Here is a 21,452-nt window from a genome sequence, read left to right on the forward strand (position 1 = left end):
TGCCCCAAGCACCGCATGGACGACGATCTCAATTCAAGACTCAAACCGCTGCGTGAACGCATCGACGCGCTCGACGCGCAACTCATCGCGCTTTTGAATCAGCGCGCTTCCGTCGCGCTCGAAGTCGGCGAAGTGAAGAAGCATTTCAACGCGCCCGTGTTTCGGCCGGAGCGCGAACTGCAAGTCATCGCGCGTCTGCAGGAAATGAGCGACGGCCCGCTCGCCGACGCGCACATCGCCGCGATCTGGCGCGAGATCATGGCCGCGAGCCGCGCGCTCGAACAGACTATCCGTTCAGCGTTCCTGGGCCCGGTCGGCACGTATAGCGAACAGGCGATGTTCGAATACTTCGGTCATTCGATCGAGGGCCTCGCGTGTCCGTCCATCGACGAAGTGTTTCGCTCGGTCGAAGCGGGCGCCGCGCAATATGGCGTCGTGCCGGTCGAGAATTCGGCGGAAGGCGCGGTGTCGCGCACGCTGGACTTGCTGCTGGAAACGTCGCTCTTGATCGGCGGCGAACTCGCGCTGCCGATTCACCACAATCTTTTGACCGCGTCCGGCACGCTCGAAGGCGTGAAGCGCGTCTATGCGCATCCGCAAGCGCTCGCGCAGTGCCAGCACTGGCTGACCGCGAACGCGCCGCAGCTCGAACGGCAGGCGGTTTCGAGCAACGCGGAAGCGGCGCGTATCGCGGTGGGCGACCCGGCCGTCGCGGCCATCGCTGGCGACCGCGCGGCCACGCATTACGGCTTGGGCGTCGTTTATTCGCAGATTCAGGACGACCCGCACAACCGCACGCGCTTCGTGATCATCGGTCGCGAACCGACGGGGCCGAGCGGTCACGATCAAACTTCGCTCATCGTGACGGTGACCAATGAATCGGGCGCAATGTTCAAGCTCCTGGAGCCGCTCGCAAAGCACGGCGTTTCCATGACGCGCTTCGAATCGCGGCCCGCGCGCGCCGGCACGTGGGAGTATTACTTCTATATCGATATCGAAGGGCATCGCGACGATGCGTTCGTCGCCGCCGCGCTCGATGAACTCGGGCGCAAGGCTGCGTTTTTGAAGATTCTTGGGTCCTATCCGCGCGCGCGTTGACCCGAGTTTTCGCGGGCCGCCGCTCGATTCGGGCAGCGGCCGATTTTTCCAGCGTCGAACGGCGCGCACTTATCGATGTTCCGTGGACGCATTCTCTTTCAATAAACTGGTTATTTTCGGCGTCGGCCTGATCGGCGGATCGCTTGCGCGCGCGTTGCGCGAGCGCGCGGGAATCGAAGGCCGCGTGGTCGGCGTCGGACGCTCGCTGCGCTCGGTCGAACGCGCGCTCGAACTCGGCGTGATCGACGAAGCCGTCGCGCTCGACGACGACGCGGCGCTCGCACGCGCGTTGCACGGCGCGGATCTCGTCTTGATCGCGGCGCCCGTCGCGCAGACCGAACCGCTGCTCGCGCGCATCGCGCCCTTGCTCGAAGCGCGGACCATCGTCACGGACGCAGGCAGCACCAAGAGCGACGTCGTCGCGGCGGCGCGCGCGGCGCTCGGCGTAAAGCTCGCGCAGTTCGTGCCCGGGCATCCGATCGCCGGGCGCGAATCGAGCGGCGTCGATGCCGCCTTGCCCGACCTTTACGTGGATCGCAACGTCGTGCTTTGTCCGCTCGCCGAAAACGCGCCGGCCGATGTCGACCGCATCGCCGCGATGTGGCGCGCGACCGGCGCGGCGGTGCATCGCATGAGCGAGACGCAGCATGATCGCGTGTTCGCGTCGGTGAGCCATCTGCCGCACGTGCTCTCGTTCGCGCTCGTCGAGCAGATTTTGGAAGCGCCCGACGCCGAGCTGAAGTTTTCTTTCGCCGCGGGCGGATTTCGCGATTTCACGCGCATCGCGGCATCGAGTCCGGAAATGTGGCGCGACATCTGCGTGGCGAATCGCGCCGCGCTGCTCGCCGAACTCGACGATTACGCCGCCGTGCTCGCACGGTTTCGCGCGGCCATCGATGCGTCGGACGGCGCGGCGCTCGAAGCGGCGTTCGCGCGTTCGCGTGTCGCCAGAAAAGAATGGCAGGAACGCGGCAGCATCAAGACGTCCGGCGATCCCGCCGCGAAATAAGGAAAGACCATGGAACATCTCGATCTCGGACCCTTCTCCCGCGCGTCCGGCACGGTGCGGCTGCCCGGCTCGAAGAGCATCTCGAACCGCGTGCTTTTGCTCGCCGCGCTCGCGAGCGGCGAAACGCAGATCACGAATCTGCTCGATTCCGACGACACACGCGTGATGCTCGCCGCGCTGCAAACGCTCGGCGTTACGTTTCTAAACGACGGCGCACGCGTCATCGTGAACGGCACGGGCGGCGCGTTTCCGTCGAAGAAGGCGGAGCTGTTTCTCGGCAACGCGGGCACGGCGGTGCGGCCGCTCACGGCGGCGCTCGCGGTCAACGGCGGCGAATATCGCGTGCATGGCGTGCCGCGCATGCACGAACGGCCAATCGGCGATCTGGTCGATGGCTTGCGTCAGATCGGCGCGAAAATCGACTACGAGCTCAACGACGGCTTCCCGCCGCTCAAGATTCATGCGGCGAAAATCGCCATCGACAAACCCATCCGCGTACGCGGCGATGTATCGAGTCAGTTTCTGACCGCGCTTCTGATGAGCCTTCCGGTGATCGAGGGGCGTGACGCGCCGGTGACCATCGAAGTCGAAGGCGAGCTGATTTCGAAGCCGTACATCGACATCACCATCCGGCTGATGGAGCGTTTCGGCGTGCAGGTCGAGCGCGACGGCTGGGCGCGCTTTACCGTGCCGGCCGGCGCGGGCTACCGGTCGCCAGGCGCGATCATGGTCGAAGGCGATGCATCGTCCGCGTCGTATTTCCTGGCGGCGGGCGCGATCGGCGGCGGTCCGGTGCGCGTGGAAGGCGTGGGCCGGGCGAGCATCCAGGGCGATGTCGGTTTCGCCGACGCGCTCAATCGCATGGGCGCGAACGTGATGATGGGCGAAGACTGGATCGAAGTGCGCGGCGTCGAGTCCGACGACGGCAAACTCGCGCCCATCGACATGGACTTCAACCTGATTCCCGACGCGGCGATGACCATTGCCGTCGCCGCGCTCTTTGCCAACGGCACGACCACGCTGCGCAATATCGCTAGCTGGCGCGTGAAGGAAACGGACCGCATCGCCGCGATGGCAACCGAGTTGCGCAAGGTCGGCGCGACGGTGGAAGAGGGCGCGGATTATCTCGTCGTCACGCCACCCGCCGAACTCACGCCGAACGCCGCGATCGATACTTACGACGATCACCGCATGGCCATGTGTTTTTCGCTCGTGAGTCTGGGCGGCGTGCCGGTGCGCATCAACGATCCGAAGTGCGTGAACAAGACGTTCCCCGATTATTTCGATCGCTTTGCGACGCTCGCCCACGCCTGAAAGAGACGCTCAAGACTCAAACGCCAACGAACGCCGCAACATGAAACGCGACCATTTCGACTTCAACGAAAGCAGTAATAACGGGCCAGAAAGGCCGAGAGCAATGAAACCGACCCGTCCATTCGACCCTACACCAGTAATCACCATCGACGGGCCGACCGCTTCGGGCAAGGGCACGGTCGCGGCGCTCGTCGCGGCCACGCTCGGCTTCCACCTGCTCGACAGCGGCGCGCTTTATCGGCTAACGGCCTTGGCAAGCCTGAGCTACGACATCGACACGGACGACGCTGCCGCGCTCGCAAAGCTCATCGGCGCGCTTCACATCACCTTCCGCGAGGGCTGTGCGCAGCTCGACGGCGTGGATGTATCGAGCGAGATTCGCGCCGAGGAAGTCGGCAACCGCGCGTCGGCGATCGCCGTGCATCCGCAAGTGCGGCAGGCGCTCGTCGCGCGGCAGCGGGCGTTTCGCAAGCGTCCGGGCTTGGTCGCCGACGGCCGCGACATGGGCACCGTCATCTTTCCCGATGCCACGTTGAAAGTGTTTCTGACCGCAAGCGTCGAAGCACGCGCGGCGCGCCGGCATAAGCAATTGATGCAAAAAGGTTTTTCTGCTAATATGAATGACTTGCTGCGAGATTTGCGTGAGCGCGACGCCCGGGACTCCAACCGGGCCACCGCACCGCTCAAAGCCGCGGCGGACGCGAAGACGCTGGACACCTCCGGTTTGTCGGTCGATCAGACGGTGGAACAAATCATCGGTTGGTACAGCGCGGTTCGTGTATAGCGGTTCGTTTTTAGCGAGTTGTGAAGAACAGTAGTCAGCTTTAGACGCAAGGTGCTCTTCCATGTGGCGGAGCGTGTTTCAACCCCTTAACCCCGCATCGCCTCGCGCACATATCCGGCCATATTCCGGCTCTTCGGAAACTTCAAAGGCCATCGCGCAAAAGCCGTGCAAATATCGATTTTTATGTCCGACCTGCAAACCTCTACCCCGAATACCGAATCTTTCGCGGCTCTGTTCGAAGAGTCGCTGACCAAGCAGGACATGCGCGCCGGCGAAGTGATCTCCGCCGAAGTCGTGCGCGTCGACCACAACTTCGTGGTCGTGAACGCTGGTCTCAAGTCCGAAGCCTACATTCCGCTCGAAGAATTCCTGAACGACGCGGGCGAGGTTGAAGTGCAGGCGGGCGACTTCGTTTCCGTCGCAATCGACGCGCTGGAAAACGGCTATGGCGACACCATCCTCTCGCGCGACAAGGCGAAGCGTCTGGCTTCGTGGCTGTCGCTGGAAAAGGCCCTCGACAACAACGAACTCGTGACCGGCACGATCACGGGCAAGGTCAAGGGCGGCATGACCGTGATGGTCAACGGCATCCGCGCATTCCTGCCGGGTTCGCTGGTCGACACGCGTCCGGTCAAGGACACGACGCCGTACGAAGGCAAGACGCTCGAATTCCGCGTCATTAAGCTCGACCGCAAGCGTAACAACGTCGTGCTGTCGCGCCGCGCTGTCATCGAAGCGACGCAAGGCGAAGAGCGCGCAAAGCTGCTCGAAACGCTGAAGGAAGGCGCGATCGTGGAAGGCGTGGTCAAGAACATCACCGACTACGGCGCATTCGTTGACCTCGGCGGTATCGACGGCCTGCTGCACATCACCGACATCGCATGGCGTCGTGTGCGTCACCCGAGCGAAGTTCTGTCGGTTGGCCAGGAAGTTACCGCCAAGATCCTCAAGTTCGACCAAGAGAAGAACCGCGTTTCGCTCGGCATCAAGCAACTGGGCGACGATCCGTGGGAAGGCATCTCGCGCCGTTACCCGTCGGGCACGCGCCTGTTCGGCAAGGTCACCAACATCACCGACTACGGCGCATTCGTCGAAGTGGAATCGGGCATCGAAGGCCTGGTTCACGTGTCGGAAATGGACTGGACGAACAAGAACGTTGCACCGTCGAAGGTCGTGCAGCTGGGCGACGAAGTCGAAGTCATGGTTCTGGAAATCGACGAAGACCGCCGCCGTATCTCGCTCGGCATGAAGCAATGCAAGCCGAATCCGTGGGATGACTTCAGCCGCAACTTCAAGAAGGGCGACAAGATCAGCGGCGCCATCAAGTCGATCACCGACTTCGGCGTGTTCATCGGTCTGCCGGGCGGCATCGACGGCCTGGTTCACCTCTCCGACTTGTCGTGGAGCGAAACCGGCGAAGAAGCCGTGCGCAAGTACAAGAAGGGCGACGAAGTCGAAGCCGTGGTTCTGGGCATCGACGTGGACAAGGAACGCATTTCGCTCGGCATCAAGCAGCTCGAAGGCGATCCGTTCAACAACTTCGTCGCGATCAACGACAAGGGCGCTATCGTCGACGGTACGGTGAAGTCGGTGGACGCGAAGGGTGCGGTTATCACCCTGACGGCGGACGTCGAAGGTTACCTGCGTGCTTCGGAAATCGCGCAAGATCGCGTGGAAGATGCTCGCAACGTGCTGAAGGAAGGCGACAAGGTCAACGCGATGATCATCAACATCGATCGCAAGTCGCGTGGCATCAACCTGTCGATCAAGGCGAAGGATTCGGCCGAACAGCAGGAAGCCATTCGTGGTCTGCAGACTTCGGACTCGAACGCCGCCGCCACCGGCACGACCAACCTCGGCGCGCTGCTCAAGGCCAAGCTTGACGGCCAGAACAGCTAAGCCTTAACGGTACTGCTGCAGTATGACCAAATCGGAATTGGTCGCCCAGTTGGCGTCGCGATTTCCGCAACTTGTCCTCAAGGATGCGGATTTCGCGGTGAAGACGATGCTCGATGCGATGTCGGAGGCTTTGGCCAACGGTCATCGTATCGAAATTCGCGGCTTCGGCAGCTTCGGGCTCAATCGCCGTCCGTCGCGCGTCGGGCGCAATCCAAAGTCGGGTGAGAAAGTGCTGGTACCGGAGAAATTCGTGCCGCACTTCAAGCCGGGCAAGGAGTTGCGTGAACGCGTGGATGGTCGTGCGGGTGAGCCGCTGAAGGAGTCGAATGACGACGATGCGGACGATCTCTGATCGGCGCCCATCGTCCCCGTGATCAACTTGATCTCAGGTTCGCGGCGTCCGGCCACGAGGCAATCGACCAGAAAAGCACCCTGCGGGGTGCTTTTTTTATTGCCGGCCGAACTTGCGCGGCCTTAAAGCGGCACGTAACGGGTGCGGCATTTGCTCGGCCATCGCCTGCTGATCAATTTCAACGATTGGTGATAGCCCTTTCGCGCCCGATGCGTTCCAATTGAGGGTCGGCGCGCCGCAGGTGCTGGCGCGCGAAGGCATCCATTACAATACCGGTCACTTTGACCTGGTTATCATCCGCGCGGGCTTGGCGTCATGCCAACCACTGACACGCGCGACCGCTCCTGGAAAACCGTACATGAAATTCATCGTCTGGCTGATCCGTGTCCTGGTATTCGTGCTTCTGCTCGTGCTGGCGCTCGCGAATCGCGACCCCGTCACGCTGAACGCGCCCGGAGGATTTCAATGGCAAGCGCCGTTGATCCTGATCGGCCTTGCATTCTTCCTCGTGGGCTTGCTGGCGGGACTGGTTTCGGCTTTGCCGAAGATGCTGCGTTTGCGCATGGAAAACGGGCGCCTCAAGCGCGAGTTGCGTGTCGCACGCGAGACGCCGGTGGTGAAGGAAGAGCCGCCCATGCCGCCACTCATCTAAAGAAATCATTCGCAACTGTCCCGGCGAGCGCCGTGAGGGTTGTTAAAAAGCAGACACCTAACCGACTCTTCGACAAAAGCGCATGGATCTAGACTTCTGGTGGCTGCTCGTCATTCCCGTTGCCTTCGCTCTCGGCTGGATGGCGTCCCGCTATGACCTGAAAACGCTGCTATCCGAAAATGCGAACCTGCCGCGCTCGTATTTTCGCGGCCTGAATTTCCTGCTCAACGAGCAACACGACAAGGCGATCGACGCGTTCATCGAGGTGGCCAAGCTCGATCCCGAAACCATCGAACTGCACTTTGCGCTCGGCAACCTGTTTCGGCGGCGCGGCGAAACCGATCGCGCGATCCGCGTGCATCAGAACCTCTTGAGCCGTGCCGATCTTCCCGTGGCCGAGCGCGATCACGCGCTCTATGAACTCGGTCAGGACTTTCTGAAGGCTGGGCTGCTCGATCGCGCCGAGGAAACTTTCCGCTCGCTCGAAGCCGGCGAATACTCGCTCGGCGCGCAACGTGCGCTTCTGACCATCTACGAAATCGAAAAAGATTGGCCGAAGTCGATCGCGACCGCCGAGCGCATCGAAAAGATGGGCGCGCCGTCGCTGCATATGGAGATCGCGCATTTCCATTGCGAGCTTGCGCAGGAGGCTTTGCAGCGCAAGAATCCGGAAGGCGCGCGCGACGAGTTGAAGCTCGCGCTGGCGTCGAATCCGGATAACGTGCGCGCGACCATTCTCTCGGGCGATGTCGAAGCCGCCGCCGGCAATGTCGAAACGGCGATCGAAAGCTGGAAGCGCGTGGAGGCGCAGAACGAAGCGTATCTGCCGCTCGTCGCCGAGAAGCTGATGAAGGCGTACAGCACGCTTGGCCGCAAGGAAGAGGGCGTCGATTTGTTGATCGATTACGCGAGCCGTTATCCATCGAACGATTTGCTCGATGTCGCGTACAAGCATGTTCAGGAGTTGCGCGGACTCGACGCGGCGCACGCGCTTGCGAGGAAGCAAATGGAAAGCGCGCCGAACCTCGCGGGCATGACGCGTCTGCTCGAAGCGCAGGAAGCGACCGCCGAGGAGCCGCGCCGCGGCGAGCTCGAACTCATGCGCACGCTCGTCAAACAGCGCACGAAGAATCTGCCGCGCTACACATGTCAGACCTGCGGCTTCCGCGCGCGTCTATTCTATTGGCAATGCCCCGGCTGCAGCGGCTGGGAAACCTACGCGCCGCGCCGCGTGGAGCCGATCACCAGTTCCGCCTGAGGGCGGACGCGCTCGAGAGCGCGAGGCGTCGTCTCCGCCACCGGCATTTCAGGAATCAGTTAAAAGCGTATGAAAATCACCATCGTCGGCACGGGTTACGTCGGTCTGGTTACCGGCGCGTGTCTCGCCGAAATCGGCAATGACGTGTTTTGCGTGGATGTCGATCCGCGCAAGATCGATATTCTCAACAACGGCGGCGTGCCGATCCACGAGCCGGGCTTGCAGGAAATGCTCCGGCGCACGCGCGCGGCGGGTCGTATTCAGTTCTCCACCGATGTGCAGGCAAGCGTCGAGCATGGCGAGATCCAGTTCATCGCGGTCGGCACGCCGCCCGACGAGGATGGCTCCGCCGACTTGCAGTACGTGCTCGCGGCGGCGCGCAATATCGGCCGCTATTCGAACGGCTTCAAGGTGATCGTCGATAAATCCACGGTGCCAGTCGGCACGGCGCTGCAGGTCAGCAACGTGGTCGAAGCCGAACTAAAGGCGCGCGGACTGGAAGGTTCGGACGAACACGGCTTCTCGGTCGTGTCGAATCCGGAGTTTCTCAAGGAAGGCGCCGCCGTGGACGACTTCATGCGGCCGGATCGCATCGTGATCGGTATCGACGACGACGAGAACGGCAAGCTCGCGCGCGAGAAGATGAAGCGGCTCTACGCGCCGTTCAACCGAAATCACGAGCGCACGCTTTACATGGACGTGCATTCCGCCGAGTTCACCAAGTACGCGGCCAACGCCATGCTGGCCACGCGCATCTCGTTCATGAACGACCTGTCGAATCTCGCGGACATGGTCGGCGCGGATATCGAAGCGGTGCGACGCGGGATCGGTTCGGACCCGCGCATCGGCTATCACTTTTTGTATGCGGGCTGCGGCTACGGCGGCTCGTGTTTCCCGAAGGATGTGCAGGCGCTCGTTCAGACCGCGCGTGAAAACGGCCATCGGCTGCGCATTCTCGAAGCGGTCGAGGAAGTCAACGACGCGCAAAAAGAAGTGCTTGTCAACAGGATCGTCAGGCGCATGGGCGAGGATCTGCGCGGGCGCACGTTCGCCGTGTGGGGGCTCGCGTTCAAGCCCAATACCGACGACATGCGCGAGGCGTCGAGCCGGCGCATCGTCGAGGCGCTGCTTGCGCGCGGCGCGACCGTGCGCGCTTACGATCCCGTCGCATTGCAGGAAGCCGAACGCGTACTCGCGCTCGATCTGGCCGAGCGGCCCGACGACATCAAGCGTCTGCACTTCGTGCGCTCGCAGCAGGAAGCGCTGACGGATGCGGATGCGCTCGTCATCGTGACCGAATGGAAGGAATTCAAGAGCCCGGACTTCGCGCATCTGAAGAGCGCGTTGAAAATGCCGGTGATCTTCGACGGCCGCAATCTGTATGAACCGGAAGCGATGTCCGAGATGGGCATCGATTACTACGCAATAGGACGTCCTCATGTCGCTCTCGACAGTAACGGCAAGCGCAGCTGATTCCGCCGACATTCCGGTGGTGCCGCGCGCGCGCATTTCGGCGGCGCGCGTGCTCGTAGTGGGCGACGTGATGCTCGACCGCTACTGGTTCGGCGACGTGAATCGCATCTCGCCGGAAGCGCCCGTGCCTGTCGTGCACGTGCAGCGCAAGGAAGACCGCTTGGGCGGCGCGGCCAACGTCGCGCGCAATGCGGCGGCGCTCGGCGCGCAGGCTGGCCTCCTGTGTGTGGTCGGGCATGACGAACCGGGCGAGCGCATCGTCGAATTGCTGGGCGAGAGCCGGGTCGCGGGCCATCTCGAACGCGATCCCGAACTGCTGACGACCATCAAGCTGCGCGTGCTGTCGCGGCAGCAACAACTGCTGCGTGTCGATTTCGAAAACACGCCGAATCACGAAGTGCTGGCCGCGTGCCTCGCGCGCTTCGCGGAACTGCTGCCGCAGCACGACGTCATCCTCATGTCGGACTATGCGAAGGGCGGGCTCACGCACGTCACGCAGATGATCAGCGAAGCGCGGCAAGCAGGCAAGCCGGTGCTGGTCGACCCCAAAGGCGACGACTGGGACCGCTATCGCGGCGCGACACTCATCACGCCGAATCGCGCGGAGTTGCGCGAGGTGATCGGGCAGTGGAAGTCGGAAGAAGATTTGCACGAGCGCGTGAGCAAGCTGCGCGCGGAACTCGACCTGAGCGCGCTCTTGCTCACGCGTTCGGAAGAGGGCATGACACTCTTCACCGAGAACCAGGTGCTGCACACTTCGGCCGAAGCACGCGAAGTGTATGATGTCTCGGGCGCGGGCGACACCGTCATCGCGACCGTCGCGACCATGCTCGGCGCGGGTGTGCCGCTCGTCGATTCCGTGGCTTATGCGAACCGCGCGGCGGGTATCGTGGTTGGCAAGCTCGGCACCGCGACCGTCGATTACAACGAACTCTTCGCCTGACTCTTCGGGCAACTCGGGCAACGCCATCATGACCTTTATCGTTACCGGAGCGGCTGGCTTCATCGGCAGCAATATCGTCAAGGCGCTCAACGAGCGCGGCGAGCATCGCGTGATCGCAGTGGACAACCTCACGCGTGCCGACAAGTTCAAGAATCTCGTCGATTGCGAGATAGACGATTACCTCGACAAGACCGAATTCGTCGAGCGCTTCAGGCGCGGCGACTTCGGTCAGGTGCGCGCGGTGTTTCATGAAGGCGCCTGTTCGGACACGATGGAAACCGACGGCCGCTACATGATGGAGAACAACTTCCGTTACAGCCGCGACGTGATGGATATCTGTCTCGCACAGGGCGCGCAGTTTCTCTACGCGTCCTCGGCTGCGACGTATGGCGGTTCGAGCCGCTTCGTCGAAGAGCGCGAATACGAAAAGCCGCTCAACGTCTACGGTTATTCGAAGCTGCTGTTCGACCAGATCGTGCGTCAGGTGTTGCCGAAGGCGGGCAGCCAGATCGTCGGCTTTCGCTACTTCAACGTCTACGGTCAGCGCGAAACGCATAAGGGGCGCATGGCGTCCGTGGCGTTCCACAATTTCAATCAGTTCCGCTCGGAAGGCAAGGTCAAGCTCTTCGGCGAATACAACGGTTATGCCGCAGGCGAGCAGACGCGCGATTTCGTCTCCGTCGAGGACGTGGTCAAGGTGAATCTGTACTTTCTCGATCATCCGGAGAAGTCGGGCATCTTCAATCTCGGCACGGGCCGCGCGCAGCCGTTCAACGACATCGCCTCGACGGTCGTCAACTCGTTGCGCGCACTGAATGGCGAGGCCGCGCTCTCGCTGGCGGAGCTCGTGCAGCGCGGCTTGATCGAATACGTGCCGTTCCCGGATGCGCTGCGCGGCAAGTATCAATGCTTCACGCAGGCGGACCAGTCGCATCTGCGCGCGGCCGGTTACGACGCGCCGTTTCTGACGGTGCAAGAGGGTGTCGATCGCTACGTGCGTTGGCTATTCGGCCAGCTATAAAGGCAATCGAAGTCTCTCTACACTGGGTCTCGCGGTCGGCACTGTTCGCCGGCCGGTTCTTCTGGAGACTCAGTCATGTTCAAGCAAGCATTCTCAACGATCGTCGCGCTCGCGCTCACCTTTTCCATCGGTTCCGCGCTCGCGGCGGTCGATGTCAACACCGCCAACGCCGACGCCCTGCGCGGGATCAAGGGCATCGGCCCGGCCAAGGCGAAAGCCATCCTCGATGAACGTCAGGCGCACGGCCCCTTCAAGGACGCGTCCGATCTCGGCTCGCGCGTGAAGGGCATGGGCGGCAAGACCGTATCGCGCCTGGAGGCCGAAGGACTGAGCATCGGCGCGGCGCCGAAAGCGGCAGCGCCCAATTCCGTGAACGCGACGCCGGTCTCGGCATCGACGGCGGCGAAGCCCGTGGTCGTCAAGAAATAGCCGGCGGCTCTTTCCTCGCATCAAAAAAGCTCCTTCAGCCTCGGATGGTTTGGGCTCCCCGCGGTCTGTCTCGTCGCGGGGTTTTTGCACGAACGCCGATGCGCCCGGCATTCCATCCGTGCAAGAGGGGTGAAGAACATGGAAAGGACCGCTGGGCTACAATCGACGGATTCCCATACCAAATCCCCACGAAGATCGCACGCGGTGTGACCTTTTCGGCGGGATATGAATCCGGTCCGCTTATGGCTTACATGACTATCGAAGACACGATCGGCAACACGCCGCTCGTGCAACTCGTCCGCGTCGTGGACGATGAAATCCGCAGCCGCAACAACGTCGTTCTCGGCAAGCTGGAAGGCAATAACCCGGCGGGATCGGTGAAAGACCGTCCGGCACTGTCGATGATCAGGAAAGCTGAGGAACGCGGCCGCATCAAGCCCGGCGACACGCTGATCGAATCGACGAGCGGCAACACTGGTATCGCGCTTGCCATGGCTGCGGCAGTGCGCGGCTACAAGATGGTGCTGATCATGCCGGAGGACTTATCCATCGAGCGCCGGCAGAGCATGGGCGCGTATGGCGCGCAGATCATCCTCACGCCGGTCACGGGCGGCATGGAATACGCACGCGATTTGGCCGACCAGATGCAGCGCGATGGCCGCGGCATCATCCTCGATCAATTCGCCAATCCGGACAATCCGCTCGCGCACTACGAAACCACCGGGCCGGAACTGTGGAAGCAGACGGAAGGACGCATCACGCACTTCGTCTCGTCGATGGGCACCACGGGCACGATCATGGGCGTGTCGCAGTTTCTGAAAGAGAAGAACCAGCAGATCGAGATCGTCGGAGCGCAGCCGGAGGAAGGCTCGCGCATTCCGGGCATCCGCAAATGGCCGGAAGCGTATCTGCCGAAAATTTTCGATCGTAGCCGCGTGGATCGCGTCGAGAACGTGAGTCAGGCAGCGTCGGAAGCGATGGCGCGCCGGCTGGCATCGGTCGAAGGCATCTTCGCGGGCATTTCGTCGGGCGGCGCGTGCGAAGTCGCGCTGCGCGTGGCGCGTCAGGTCGAGAACGCGACCATCGTGTTCGTGGTGTGCGATCGCGGCGACCGCTATTTGTCTACAGGCGTGTTTCCGGCGTGAGTCCTTCCGCGGCCGCAATGAAAAAACCCCGGCGCGCCGGGGTTTTTGCTTGGTGCCAAAGAAGCCCTTACTGCGCGCCTGTTGCCATGCGCGCCTTCACGGCCTCGCCAAGCTGATACACCGCGAGCGCATAAAAGAAGCTGCGGTTATAGCGCGTCAATGCATAGAAGTTCCTGAGCCCGAGCGTGTATTCGGTGGCGCGGCCCGGCGTGGGCAAATCGACCACCGTAAGCGGCGTGCCGGCTTCGGCATCGACATTAAGGCCCGGCTGGTCGATTATCATGCCCGCTTTCGTCAGTTGCGCGAGCGACCAGCGCGGCTCCGGCTGACCGTTCGCGGCGGCTTCCGCGATACCCTGACTGCCGACATCGCCCGCGATTTTCCATACCACCGGGCGCCCGGGTTCCCAACCGTTCTGCTTCAGATAATTCGCGACACTGCCGATGGCATCCGCCGGACTCGTGCGCAGATCGATACGGCTGTTGCCGTCGTAATCCACCGCGTATTGCACGATGCTGCTTGGAAGAAACTGCGGAATGCCGATCGCGCCCGTGTACGAGCCGAGCACGGTGGTCGGGTCGATTTGCGCGTCGCGCGTCCAGACCAGCAGGTCTTCGAGATTCTTGCGGAAGGTCGCCTGACGGTCCACGCGATTCGGCACATTGGGGTAGTCGAACGTGAGCGTGGTCAGCGCGTCGAGCGCGCGGAAGTTGCCCATGTATTTGCCGTAGATCGTCTCCACGCCGATGATCCCGACGATCACTTCCGGCGGCACACCGAACTGCTCGGAGGCGCGCTGCAGCGTCGCCTGATTCGCGCGCCAAAATTTTACGCCCGCGTTGATGCGCACCGGCTCGATGAAGCGCGCCTGATACGCGCGCCAGTTCTTGGCGGACGGCGTGGGCGAAGGCAGCACCAGCTTGACTGCCGTCGCCGAATAACTGACGTGATTGAAGAGGTCGTGCAGCGCGTCGGAGTCGAAATCGTAGCGCGCGACCATGTCGTTGATGAACGCATCGACATTCGGGTTGTTCGCGTAGCGCTGCGGAACGATCTCTTCCTCGAAATCCTGTCCTTGCGGCGTTGCGGTTTGCGGTTGCTGCGACTGCGCCCACGCGCTGTTGCCGCCAAACGTGGCGATCGCGCAAACGAACGAGGCGAGAAGGGCGCGCTTGAGCGAGACAGGAGAGACGAACGGGGCGAACTGAAAAGTCATAGTCTGCGTGGTTGTGCGATAAGGGGCGTAGCCGGATGTTCGAACGGTCAGACGCCTGCTGAACGGTGCAACGATCCGCAACGTTTCTCAACGGAACGCAGCGGCCGGCGACATGCCGTGCACGCATGCAAGGCTGCCTTCGGCTCGGGGCAGTATAACCGACGCATGGAGCCCGGACTGCCGTGGAGAGCGAGAAGGCGGCCGTTTCGAACGGTGTGGTAACTTAACGTCAAATGCGCGGTGCGGGATACGCGTATGACGAAAAAACACGAGACGAGAGCCGACCCCGACGGCACTGCGAGACATCATGGCCACCGGCTTTTACTCCCACCCCGACTGCCTCAAGCATGACAACGGCGAGTGGCATCCCGAATGCGCGGCGCGTTTGCAGGCGATTGAAGATCAACTGATCGCAAGCCGCATCGACATGCTCGTCGAGCGCGAGGAAGCACCGCTCGCCGGGGAAGCCGACCTAGCGCGCGTGCACACGCAGTCGCATATCGATTACATCAAGAGCCGCACGCCCGAGCATGGCAGAAGCGAACTCGACCCGGATACGTCGATGTGTCCGCAGTCGTATCGCGCGGCCTTGCGAGCGGCGGGCGCGGCGATCGCGGCGACCGATGCCGTCATCGAGGGCCGATACGAAAACGCGTTTTGCAGCGTGCGTCCGCCGGGTCATCATGCCGAGCCCGCGCGCGCGATGGGCTTTTGTCTCTTCAATAACGTGGCCATCGCGGCGCGGCACGCGCTCGAAGTGCACGGTCTGCAGCGCGTCGCCGTGATCGATTTCGACGTGCATCACGGCAACGGCACCGAAGCTGCGTTCACGGGCGACTCGCGCGTCATGATGTGCAGCTTCTTCCAGCATCCGTTCTATCCGTTCACGGGCGCGGACAATCACGCGTCGAACATGGTCAACGTGCCGCTGCCCGCGCGCACCAAGGGCATGGCAGTACGCGAAGTGGTCGACCTGATGTGGCTGCCGCGCCTCGAGGAATTCAAGCCGCAGATGCTGTTCGTCTCGGCGGGCTTTGATGCGCACCGCGAAGACGATCTCGGCAACATGGGACTCGTCGAGGACGATTACGCGTGGATCACCGAAAAGATTCGCGCGGTGGCCGAGCGTCATGCACAAGGGCGCATCGTCAGTTGTCTCGAAGGCGGCTACAACCTCTCGGCGCTCGGGCGCAGCGTCGTCGCGCATCTTCGAGCGCTGGCCGAAATCTAGCCTGTCACGGATGCGTGCGCGCATAGTCGGCGCGCACGAGCGTCCAGTCGATGAGCGCGCGAATCACGCGATCGCGGTCCAGGTCGTTGAGCGTCTCGTGATAGCTTCCGTCGATCATTTCGAGCGTGCTGTCGGTCGAGCCCGCGTTGGCTTCGAATTCACGGCTGCCGGCCGGATCGCAGATGACATCCGCCGTGCCATGAAACACCAGAAGCGGCAACTTGATGAGATCGCGCTTTGCCGCGATGCGCTCCATCGCCGCGAGAATCTGCGCGCCCGTGCGAGCCGGAACCGGACCATGATGCACGAGCGGATCGCGCCGGTTCGCCTCGACGACGCCGGGCGCGCGCGAGAGCAGCGCGGGATCGATCGAGAACGCGGGCCAGCGCGGCATCAGCGTGCCGACGATGCGGTTGAGCGTCGTCTTCCAGCGCGGCGTGCCGCTGCCAATGCGCAATGCCGGGCTCGACAAAATCAATCCAGCCAGCTTCTTCTCGCTCCCGCGTTCGGCGGCATGGAGCGCGGCAATCGCCCCGCCCATGCTGTGGCCCATCAGAAAGAGCGGCGTGTCGGCGGGCGGTGTCGTGGCGCAGGCTTCGAGAAGCACTTCGGCATCGAGCAGATAGTCGGTGAAGACGCGCACCCACGCACGCTCGCCCGACGACTTGCCGTGACCCCGCAGATCGATTGCGAACAGTTCGATGCCCGCCGCGTTGAGCGCGAGCGCCAGCGCGTCGTATCGGCCGGCGTGTTCGGCAAGGCCATGCACGAGCGCGATGCGCGCTGTCGGCTCCAGTGGAGGCTTCGGCTGCCAGCGGTGCAGGAAGAGTTCGACGCCCTGGCGTGTGGTGACGGTGCTGGTCGAGTAGACGTTGGTTGGCATGCGGTGAGCTTCGAAGTGATCGGCTGCGGCCAGGCATCAAGCAAATTCGATTCAGTAATTAAATCATCGAAATTCATTATTAAACAGAATGTTGATGCTCCGGTAAAATCCTGCGGCTGAACAGCAACGAAGTTAGAACGAGCGGCGGCTGGCTGCGCGGGCGCTACAGTGCCCGCGAAAGCCTCCCGCCGTTTGTATTTTCCGGACCACGCATGAATCACGTCCTGGTCGAATGATCGAAATCCGCAATCTCTCACAGCGTTTCGCGAGCCCACGAGGCTGGGTCGAAGCGCTACACAACGTCAATCTGACGATTCCCGCCGGCGAAGTGTTCGGCATCATCGGGCGCAGCGGCGCGGGTAAGAGCACGCTGGTGCGCACCATCAACCTGCTGACGCGACCGAGCGAAGGCAGCGTCGTGGTCGATGGCCGCGATCTCATGACGCTCGGCAAGCACGACTTGCGCGCCGCGCGCCGTGACATCGGCATGATCTTCCAGCATTTCAACCTGCTGTCGTCGCGCACGGTGTTCGACAACGTCGCGCTGCCGCTCGAACTCGCGGGCAACAAGCGCGCGGAGATCGAGGCCGTGGTGTTGCCGCTGCTCGAACTCGTCGGCCTCACCACGCACAAGGACAAATATCCCGCGCAGATCAGCGGCGGGCAGAAGCAGCGCGTGGGCATCGCGCGCGCGCTTGCGAGCAAGCCGAAAGTGCTGCTCTCCGATGAAGCCACCTCCGCGCTCGATCCCGAAACCACGCGTTCCATTCTCGACCTGCTGCGCAAAATCAATCGCGAGCTCGGGCTCACGATCGTGCTCATCACGCATCAGATGGACGTCATCAAGCAAGTGTGCGATCGCGTCGCCGTGCTCGATGCCGGGCGCGTGGTCGAAGAGGGCAAGGTGGTCGATGTCTTTATGCAACCGCATCACGAAGTCACGCGCGCGCTGATCGGCGATGTCATCGCGCACGAGTTGCCGCCCGCGCTCAAGGTGCGCGTGGCCGAGCGTCTCAAGACCGGCAGCGGCCATTTGCTGCGGCTCGCGTTCACGGGCTCGGGCGTCGATCAGCCGATTCTCTCCGAGACCATCCGCCGCTACGAGCTCGACTTCAATATCCTGCATGGCCAGATCGACGAGATTCAGGGCCAGGCGTTCGGCTCGCTCGCGGTGCTCGCGGGCGGTCAGCCGGTGAAGGTCGCCGAGGCGATTACTTATTTGCGCTCGCAAGGCGTCGTGGTGGAGGAGCTTTCCCATGTTGAGTGAAATGTTCGACATGTTCGTGCAGTCGTTCTGGGAGACGCTGATCATGGTCGGCATCTCCGGGCTGATCGGCGCGGCACTTGGGCTTCCGCTCGGCGTGCTCCTGTATCTGACGGATCGCGACGGCGTGCTGCCCAATCTCGCCGTGAATCGAGTGCTCGGCGGCATCGTCAATGCCGTGCGCTCGACGCCGTTCATCATTCTGCTCGTCGCGGTCATTCCCTTTACGCGGCTCGTCGTGGGCTCGTCCATCGGTACGGCGGCGGCTGTCGTGCCGCTGACCATCGCGGCCGCGCCGTTCATCGCGCGGCTCGTCGAAACCGCCTTGCGCGAGGTGGATCGCGGGCTCATCGAAGCCGCTCAGGCCATGGGCGCGACCACGCGGCAGATCGTTTTCAAGGTGCTGCTGCCGGAATCGTTGCCGGGCGTGGTGGCGGGGCTGACCATCACGTTCGTTTCGCTTGTCGGTTATTCGGCGATGGCCGGTGCAATCGGCGGCGGCGGGCTGGGCGACCTCGGCATCCGCTACGGTTATCAGCGTTTCCTGCCCGAAGTGATGCTCACGGTGGTCATCATCCTCATCGTGTTCGTGCAGCTCGTGCAGTCGTTTGGCGACTGGCTCGTGCGCCGTCTCAGTCACAAGTGAAGTTCGCATCAACCTCATAACGAAAGGTCAGTTCATGCAACGTCGATTCATTCTGAAGTTCGCCGCCGCGTTGTCCGCGGTCATGCTGGTCAGCGGCGTCGCGCATGCCGACGACGCGATCAGGGTCGGTGTGACGGGCGGGCCGCACGCGCAGATCATGGATGTCGTGAAGCAGGTCGCGGCGAAGAACGGCCTGAAGATCACGGTCATCGAGTTCTCGGACTATGTGCAGCCGAACGCCGCGTTGTCCGCGGGCGACCTCGACGCGAACAGCTATCAGCACTTGCCGTATCTCGATGCACAGGTGAAGGATCGCGGCTACAAGCTCATCAAGGTCGCCGACACGGTGACGTTCCCCATGGGCATCTACTCGAAGAAGATCAAGTCGCTTGGCGAGTTGCAGAACGGCGCGCGCGTTGCGGTTCCGAACGATCCTACCAACGGCGGCCGCGCATTGCTGCTGCTGCAAAAGCAAGGCTTGCTCAAGCTGCGCGCCGATGCCGGATTGAAGGCGACGCCTATCGATATCGTCGAAAATCCGAAGAAGCTGAAGATCGTCGAACTCGATGCCGCGCAGATTCCGCGCTCTCTCGCCGACGTGGACGCCGCCGCGATCAACACGAACTTCGCAATGGAAGCAGGTCTCAAGCCGAACGCGGATGCCATCGCGATCGAAGATCCGCATGGTCCGTACGCCAACATCATCGCCATTCGCGCGGTGGACAAGGACAAGCCTTGGGTCGCGAAGCTGGTGGCCGCGTATCACTCGCCGGAAGTGAAGCAGTTCATCGCCGGCAAATACTCGGGCGCGGTGATTGCCGCCTGGTAATCCAGCAGAAAGCGGACTGCGGGTTTTTTGGGATAGTGAATAGAACGGTCGTTCGATATTATTCGGCGTATGCCGATCGTGCGTCGCCTCGCCCACCCGTTTCGGCGGGGGAAGCGCACACGCAGCGCTCGTATAATGTGAGGCTGGGTTGACTCAATCGATCGCCGAATCCGCAAGGAATCGGAAGAACAAGCTTCCTCCGTTAGCGCGGAGAGACCCTTTTGGAGCGTGTGGATGAAAATTCTGGTGCCAGTCAAGCGCGTGGTCGACTACAACGTGAAGGTCCGGGTGAAGTCGGACAACACGGGTGTCGATATCGCCAACGTGAAGATGTCCATGAACCCGTTCGACGAGATCGCCGTGGAAGAGGCGGTGCGTCTGAAGGAAGCGGGCGTGGCAACCGAAGTGATCGCCGTGTCGTGCGGCGTCACGCAATGCCAGGAAACGCTGCGCACGGCGCTTGCAATCGGCGCGGATCGCGCCATTCTCGTCGAGTCCCCGGATGAGTTGCAGCCGCTTGCCGTCGCCAAACTGCTCAAGGCGTTGGTCGAACAGGAAAAGCCCGAACTCGTCATCCTCGGCAAACAAGCAATCGACGACGATTCGAACCAGACCGGCCAGATGCTCGCCGCGCTGGCAGGCTTGCCGCAAGCGACGTTTGCATCGAAGGTCGTCGTAGCTGACGGCAAAGCCACCGTGTCGCGCGAAGTCGACGGCGGCGCGGAAACGCTGTCGTTGAAGCTGCCCGCTGTCATCACCACCGACCTGCGCCTGAACGAGCCGCGTTATGTGACGCTGCCCAACATCATGAAGGCGAAGAAGAAGCCGCTGACGGTCGTGAAGCCGGCCGACCTCGGCGTGGATGTCGCGCCGCGACTGAAGACGCTGAAGGTCGTCGAGCCGCCCAAGCGCAGCGCAGGCATTACGGTGCCGGACGTGAAGACGCTGGTCGAGAAGCTCAAGACCGAAGCCAAGGTCCTGTAACGGAGACGCACGAAATGACGATTCTGGTAATTGCGGAACACGACAACGCGTCCATCAAGGCCGCGACGTTGAACACGGTAGCGGCGGCGGCAAAAATCGGTGGCGATATCCATGTGCTGGTCGCGGGTGCGAACGCGCAAGGCGCGGCCGATGCGGCAGCCAAGATCGCAGGCGTATCTAAAGTGCTGCTTGCGGATGCGCCTCAACTCGCCGAAGGTCTGGCCGAGAACGTCGAGGGCACGGTGCTGAATATCGCGAAGGACTATTCGCACATCCTCGCGCCCGCGACGGCCTATGGCAAGAACATCGCCCCGCGTATCGCGGCGCATCTGGATGTCGCACAGATCAGCGACATCACCGCCGTCGACAGCGCCGATACCTTCGAGCGTCCGATCTACGCGGGCAACGCTATCGCGACGGTGCAATCGAGCGATCCGATCAAGGTCATCACGGTCCGTGCAACGGGCTTCGATCCGGTGGCAGCAGAAGGCGGCAGTGCATCGATCGAGAAGATCGAAGCGGCAGCCGACGCTGGCATCTCGTCATTCGTCAGCCGCGAAGTCACGAAGCTGGATCGGCCGGAACTGACTTCGGCTTCGATCATCGTGTCGGGTGGACGTGGTCTTGGCAGCGGCGAGAACTACACGAAGGTGCTCGAACCGTTGGCCGACAAGCTTGGCGCCGCAATGGGCGCATCGCGCGCGGCGGTGGATGCCGGCTACGTGCCGAACGACTATCAAGTGGGGCAGACGGGCAAGATCGTCGCGCCGCAGTTGTACGTGGCCGTTGGTATTTCGGGTGCCATTCAGCATCTGGCCGGGATGAAGGACAGCAAGGTCATCGTCGCCATCAACAAAGATCCGGAAGCGCCTATTTTCAGCGTCGCGGATTACGGCGTCGTCGGCGACCTGTTTTCGCTCGTGCCGGAACTGGTGAAGGAAATCGGCTGAGCACGCGTCGCTCGCCGACTTAGAACCGAAAGGGCGCGACAATTGTTGCGCCCTTTTTGTATCGGATGAATG

21 protein-coding genes are annotated in these 21,452 nt (G+C 62.4%); 19 read left to right on the forward strand and 2 right to left on the reverse strand.

Annotation, left to right across the window (positions count from 1 at the left end; translation table 11 throughout):
• Positions 1–15: 15 nt before the first annotated feature.
• From pheA to cysM, 13 genes are all read left to right on the forward strand, one after another.
• Positions 16–1,098, forward strand: coding sequence for a prephenate dehydratase (pheA, locus tag ACYQ47_RS25525; RefSeq protein ID WP_244825924.1), 1,083 nt, complete (start codon positions 16–18; stop codon positions 1,096–1,098).
• Positions 1,099–1,180: 82 nt separating this feature from the next.
• Positions 1,181–2,107: a prephenate dehydrogenase gene (locus ACYQ47_RS25530; protein ID WP_244825922.1), complete on the forward strand. Its 927-nt coding sequence runs from the start codon at positions 1,181–1,183 to the stop codon at positions 2,105–2,107.
• Between the two features lie 9 nt (positions 2,108–2,116).
• A complete protein-coding gene (gene aroA / locus ACYQ47_RS25535) occupies positions 2,117–3,421 on the forward strand; it encodes a 3-phosphoshikimate 1-carboxyvinyltransferase (protein ID WP_459907521.1) in 1,305 nt (434 codons plus the stop codon).
• Positions 3,422–3,524: 103 nt separating this feature from the next.
• The gene (gene cmk, locus ACYQ47_RS25540; protein WP_459907523.1) at positions 3,525–4,205 is read left to right on the forward strand and encodes a (d)CMP kinase; all 681 of its coding nucleotides are present in this window, start codon (positions 3,525–3,527) and stop codon (positions 4,203–4,205) included.
• A gap of 165 nt (positions 4,206–4,370) precedes the next feature.
• Positions 4,371–6,104, forward strand: coding sequence for a 30S ribosomal protein S1 (gene rpsA, locus ACYQ47_RS25545; protein WP_244825917.1), 1,734 nt, complete (start codon positions 4,371–4,373; stop codon positions 6,102–6,104).
• A gap of 22 nt (positions 6,105–6,126) precedes the next feature.
• On the forward strand, positions 6,127–6,456 hold the full coding sequence (locus ACYQ47_RS25550) for an integration host factor subunit beta (protein WP_244825916.1): 330 nt from the start codon (positions 6,127–6,129) through the stop codon (positions 6,454–6,456).
• 358 nt (positions 6,457–6,814) lie between these two features.
• The gene (locus tag ACYQ47_RS25555; protein WP_459907525.1) at positions 6,815–7,108 is read left to right on the forward strand and encodes a LapA family protein; all 294 of its coding nucleotides are present in this window, start codon (positions 6,815–6,817) and stop codon (positions 7,106–7,108) included.
• Positions 7,109–7,190: 82 nt separating this feature from the next.
• The gene (gene lapB, locus ACYQ47_RS25560; RefSeq protein WP_244825912.1) at positions 7,191–8,366 is read left to right on the forward strand and encodes a lipopolysaccharide assembly protein LapB; all 1,176 of its coding nucleotides are present in this window, start codon (positions 7,191–7,193) and stop codon (positions 8,364–8,366) included.
• A gap of 69 nt (positions 8,367–8,435) precedes the next feature.
• Positions 8,436–9,839, forward strand: a complete 1,404-nt coding sequence (locus ACYQ47_RS25565; RefSeq protein ID WP_459907527.1) for a UDP-glucose dehydrogenase family protein — start codon at positions 8,436–8,438, stop codon at positions 9,837–9,839.
• Positions 9,805–10,782 carry a D-glycero-beta-D-manno-heptose-7-phosphate kinase gene (gene rfaE1, locus ACYQ47_RS25570; protein ID WP_244825909.1) on the forward strand — a complete coding sequence of 326 codons (978 nt, stop codon included), beginning with the start codon at positions 9,805–9,807 and terminating at the stop codon, positions 10,780–10,782. The genes ACYQ47_RS25565 and rfaE1 overlap by 35 nt, the downstream gene beginning before the upstream one ends.
• Before the next feature lie 28 nt (positions 10,783–10,810).
• The gene (gene rfaD, locus ACYQ47_RS25575; RefSeq protein WP_250465318.1) at positions 10,811–11,803 is read left to right on the forward strand and encodes an ADP-glyceromanno-heptose 6-epimerase; all 993 of its coding nucleotides are present in this window, start codon (positions 10,811–10,813) and stop codon (positions 11,801–11,803) included.
• A gap of 75 nt (positions 11,804–11,878) precedes the next feature.
• Positions 11,879–12,232 carry a ComEA family DNA-binding protein gene (locus ACYQ47_RS25580; RefSeq protein WP_244825907.1) on the forward strand — a complete coding sequence of 118 codons (354 nt, stop codon included), beginning with the start codon at positions 11,879–11,881 and terminating at the stop codon, positions 12,230–12,232.
• 242 nt (positions 12,233–12,474) lie between these two features.
• Entirely contained in the window at positions 12,475–13,377 is a 903-nt protein-coding gene (cysM, locus tag ACYQ47_RS25585; protein ID WP_459907530.1) for a cysteine synthase CysM, read from the forward strand.
• Positions 13,378–13,444: 67 nt separating this feature from the next.
• On the opposite strand, the gene mltB is transcribed toward cysM, so the two are convergent.
• A complete protein-coding gene (mltB, locus tag ACYQ47_RS25590) occupies positions 13,445–14,593 on the reverse strand; it encodes a lytic murein transglycosylase B (protein WP_310396448.1) in 1,149 nt (382 codons plus the stop codon).
• 307 nt (positions 14,594–14,900) lie between these two features.
• Here mltB and ACYQ47_RS25595 point away from each other — a divergent pair, with 307 nt between their 5' ends.
• Positions 14,901–15,824, forward strand: coding sequence for a histone deacetylase family protein (locus tag ACYQ47_RS25595; RefSeq protein WP_309962688.1), 924 nt, complete (start codon positions 14,901–14,903; stop codon positions 15,822–15,824).
• 4 nt (positions 15,825–15,828) lie between these two features.
• On the opposite strand, the gene ACYQ47_RS25600 is transcribed toward ACYQ47_RS25595, so the two are convergent.
• Positions 15,829–16,707, reverse strand: coding sequence for an alpha/beta hydrolase (locus ACYQ47_RS25600; protein ID WP_459907533.1), 879 nt, complete (start codon positions 16,705–16,707; stop codon positions 15,829–15,831).
• A gap of 232 nt (positions 16,708–16,939) precedes the next feature.
• On the opposite strand from ACYQ47_RS25600, the gene ACYQ47_RS25605 reads away from it, so the two are divergent.
• From ACYQ47_RS25605 to ACYQ47_RS25625, 5 genes are all read left to right on the forward strand, one after another.
• Positions 16,940–17,974 (forward strand): methionine ABC transporter ATP-binding protein, encoded by a 1,035-nt coding sequence (locus ACYQ47_RS25605; RefSeq protein ID WP_250465313.1) that lies wholly within the window; start codon positions 16,940–16,942, stop codon positions 17,972–17,974.
• Positions 17,964–18,617: a methionine ABC transporter permease gene (locus tag ACYQ47_RS25610; RefSeq protein ID WP_244825900.1), complete on the forward strand. Its 654-nt coding sequence runs from the start codon at positions 17,964–17,966 to the stop codon at positions 18,615–18,617. Before ACYQ47_RS25605 ends, ACYQ47_RS25610 begins: the two co-directional genes overlap by 11 nt.
• Before the next feature lie 34 nt (positions 18,618–18,651).
• Positions 18,652–19,446, forward strand: a complete 795-nt coding sequence (locus ACYQ47_RS25615) for a MetQ/NlpA family ABC transporter substrate-binding protein (protein ID WP_459907536.1) — start codon at positions 18,652–18,654, stop codon at positions 19,444–19,446.
• A gap of 234 nt (positions 19,447–19,680) precedes the next feature.
• The gene (locus ACYQ47_RS25620; RefSeq protein ID WP_459907538.1) at positions 19,681–20,430 is read left to right on the forward strand and encodes an electron transfer flavoprotein subunit beta/FixA family protein; all 750 of its coding nucleotides are present in this window, start codon (positions 19,681–19,683) and stop codon (positions 20,428–20,430) included.
• Positions 20,431–20,444: 14 nt separating this feature from the next.
• Positions 20,445–21,380: an electron transfer flavoprotein subunit alpha/FixB family protein gene (locus tag ACYQ47_RS25625; RefSeq protein ID WP_310396439.1), complete on the forward strand. Its 936-nt coding sequence runs from the start codon at positions 20,445–20,447 to the stop codon at positions 21,378–21,380.
• The last annotated feature ends 72 nt before the right edge of the window (positions 21,381–21,452 follow it).

It is taken from the genome of Caballeronia sp. HLA56, from assembly GCF_054655155.1.